The sequence below is a fragment of the Streptomyces ipomoeae 91-03 genome (assembly GCF_000317595.1).
In the GTDB taxonomy this organism is placed as follows: domain Bacteria; phylum Actinomycetota; class Actinomycetes; order Streptomycetales; family Streptomycetaceae; genus Streptomyces; species Streptomyces ipomoeae.
On sequence record NZ_AEJC01000512.1, the window covers coordinates 1 to 2,593 of the forward strand.

A 2,593-nucleotide genomic window follows, 5' to 3' on the forward strand; every position below is an offset into this window, starting at 1 on the left:
TTCGGGTAGCGGGCGATACGGGCGTTGAGGTGGTATTCGTCGCGCCAGAACGCGGCCGACGCGGTGCCGTCGCCGTCGCGGGCGTCGTCGTGGACGGCGCGGACGTCGCCGCCCGCGCACAGACCGCGCTCGCCCGCGCCGGTGATGACGACGGTCTCGACGGCCGGGTCGTGCTCCCAGGCGGTGAGCGCCTCGTCGATACGGCGGACCATGGGGTGGGTCAGGGCGTTGAGGGCCTTGGGCCGGTTGAGCGTGATGCGGCCGACGCGACCCTCGGTGTGCAGCAGTACGGGTTCCTCGGGGGTGCCGGTCGCCCGAGCCGGAGTGCCGGTCGTCCGAGCGGAGGTGCCGGTCATCCGTATGCCTCCGTCAGGTCGCGGGCCACGATGACGCGCATGATCTCGTCGGTTCCTTCCAGCCAGGATCTGGCCGCACCTGCGGTCCTTGCCCCCGAATATATAGTTGGACGCCCTACTAAACCCACCGGGGCCTCCCCCATGGCTGTCCGACCCGTCCCCTTACCCCCTCACGATTCGGCCCGATGTCGATTCGAGGCAACACCACCAGTTCAGGGGACTCCAAGTGGCGCGGTACCTCGGGCTACGATCAATCGTCGGGCACCGGAGTACGCGGTTCACCAGCACTCGGGCGTCTGACATGACGTCAGCGGTGAGGGGAAGCCCGTGTTCTATTACCTGCTCAAGTACGTGCTGCTCGGCCCACTGCTGAGACTGGCCTTCCGGCCCCGGATCGAGGGACTGGAAAACGTGCCGGCGTCGGGCGCGGCCATCGTCGCCGGCAATCATCTGTCCTTCGCGGACCACTTCCTGATGCCCGCCGTACTGAAGCGCCGTATCACCTTCCTCGCGAAGGCCGAGTACTTCACCGGCCCCGGCATCAAGGGCCGGCTGACGGCCTCGTTCTTCCGCAGCGCCGGGCAGATCCCGGTGGACCGCTCCGGCAAGGAGGCAGGTCAGGCCGCGATCCGCGAGGGCCTCGGTGTGCTGAGCAAGGACGAGCTCCTCGGCATCTACCCCGAGGGCACCCGCTCGCACGACGGCCGCCTCTACAAGGGCAAGGTCGGTGTGGCGGTCATGGCGCTCAAGGCCCGGGTGCCCGTCATCCCCTGCGCGATGATCGGCACCTTCGAGGCGCAGCCGCCCGGCAAGGTCATCCCGAACATCCACCCCGTCGTCATCCGCTTCGGCAAGCCGCTGGACTTCTCCCGCTACGAGGGCATGGAGAACGAGAAGGCCGTCCTGCGCGCCGTCACCGACGAGATCATGTACGCGATCCTGTCGCTGTCGGAGCAGGAGTACGTCGACCAGTACGCGGCCGTGGTCAAGGCGGAGGAGGCCGCGCAGAAGGACACGGACAAGTCGGCGAAGCCGGTCAAGGAACGCAAGTTCCCGCGCCTGCCGCTGAGTTGAGCCAATCCGGGGATCGATTCGAGCCGCCCCGGGCCACGGGATTCCGCGGGTTCTGCCCGCAGCAGATCGTCCTGCCGGGGCGGGCCCCGGCGTCGTACGGTCGGGTCATGACACGACGTGCTGTGGTGATCGGAGCGACGGGACAGATCGGACGCGTGGCCGTGGGCGCGCTGGCGCGGGACGGCTGGGAGGTGACCGCCGTCTCGCGGGGCGGCGACCGCGACAAGAACTGGCCGGAGGGTGTACGGGTCGCGCGGGCCGACCGCGCCGACGACGCGGCGCTGTCCGCCGCGATCGGTGACGGCTGCGACGTGCTGGTGGACATGGTCGCGTACGGCCCCGAGCACGCACGGCAGTTGACGGGGCTGGCCGAGCGGGTCGGGTCGGCCGTCGTCATCTCCAGCATCTCGGTGTACGAGGACGACAAGGGCCGTAACTTCGACACCCAGGCGGAGCCGGACGGCTTCCCCGAGTACCCCGTCCCCCTCACCGAGAGCCAGCGCACGGTCCGGCCGGGCGAGGCCTCGTACAGCACCCGCAAGGCGGGCCTGGAGCGCGAACTCCTCGCGGCCGGTGAGCGGTTGCCCACGACGCTGGTGCGGGCGGGCGCCATCCACGGCCCGCACTGCCGTACGCCGCGCGAGCTGTACTTCGTCAAGCGCAACCTGGACGGGCGGCGCCGCCGGGTCATCGCCTACGGCGGGGAGAGCCGCTTCCATCCGGCGAGCGTGCACAACATCGCCGAGCTGATCCGGCTGGCCGCCGCGCGGCCGGGCACGCGGGCGCTGAACGCCGTGGACCCCGACGCTCCGAAGGTCACGGAGATCGCCGCCGCCATCGACGCCGTGATGGGCGTGCGGACGGAGAACGTGCTGGTCGACGGCCCGCCTCCGGTACCCGCGGTCGGCGACACACCATGGTCCGTGCCGGCGCCCGTGGTGTGCGACATGTCGGCCGCCGAACGGGAGTTGGGCTACCGCCCGGTGGTGGCCCGGTACGCGGAGACGCTCCCGGAGACGGTCGCGTGGATCGAACGGCAGTTGGCGGGCGGCCGTGACTGGCGGGAGGCGTACCCCAAGATGTTCCAGACCTACGGGGACCTCTTCGACTACGCGGCGGAGGACGCCTGGCTGAAGTCGTGAGGTGACGGATACGCGAAGGGG

General features: G+C 70.2%; 3 protein-coding genes. 2 read left to right on the forward strand and 1 reads right to left on the reverse strand.

Annotated features, from left to right (window positions below; all coding sequences use genetic code 11):
* Window positions 1–356: enoyl-CoA hydratase/isomerase family protein (locus STRIP9103_RS33110; protein ID WP_048821431.1), on the reverse strand; the 356-nt coding region annotated here is incomplete at its 3' end.
* A gap of 327 nt (window positions 357–683) precedes the next feature.
* Here STRIP9103_RS33110 and STRIP9103_RS33115 point away from each other — a divergent pair.
* Window positions 684–1,430: a lysophospholipid acyltransferase family protein gene (locus STRIP9103_RS33115; RefSeq protein ID WP_009327854.1), complete on the forward strand. Its 747-nt coding sequence runs from the start codon at window positions 684–686 to the stop codon at window positions 1,428–1,430.
* 122 nt (window positions 1,431–1,552) lie between these two features.
* Window positions 1,553–2,572, forward strand: coding sequence for an NAD-dependent epimerase/dehydratase family protein (locus STRIP9103_RS33120; protein WP_009327856.1), 1,020 nt, complete (start codon window positions 1,553–1,555; stop codon window positions 2,570–2,572).
* The last annotated feature ends 21 nt before the right edge of the window (window positions 2,573–2,593 follow it).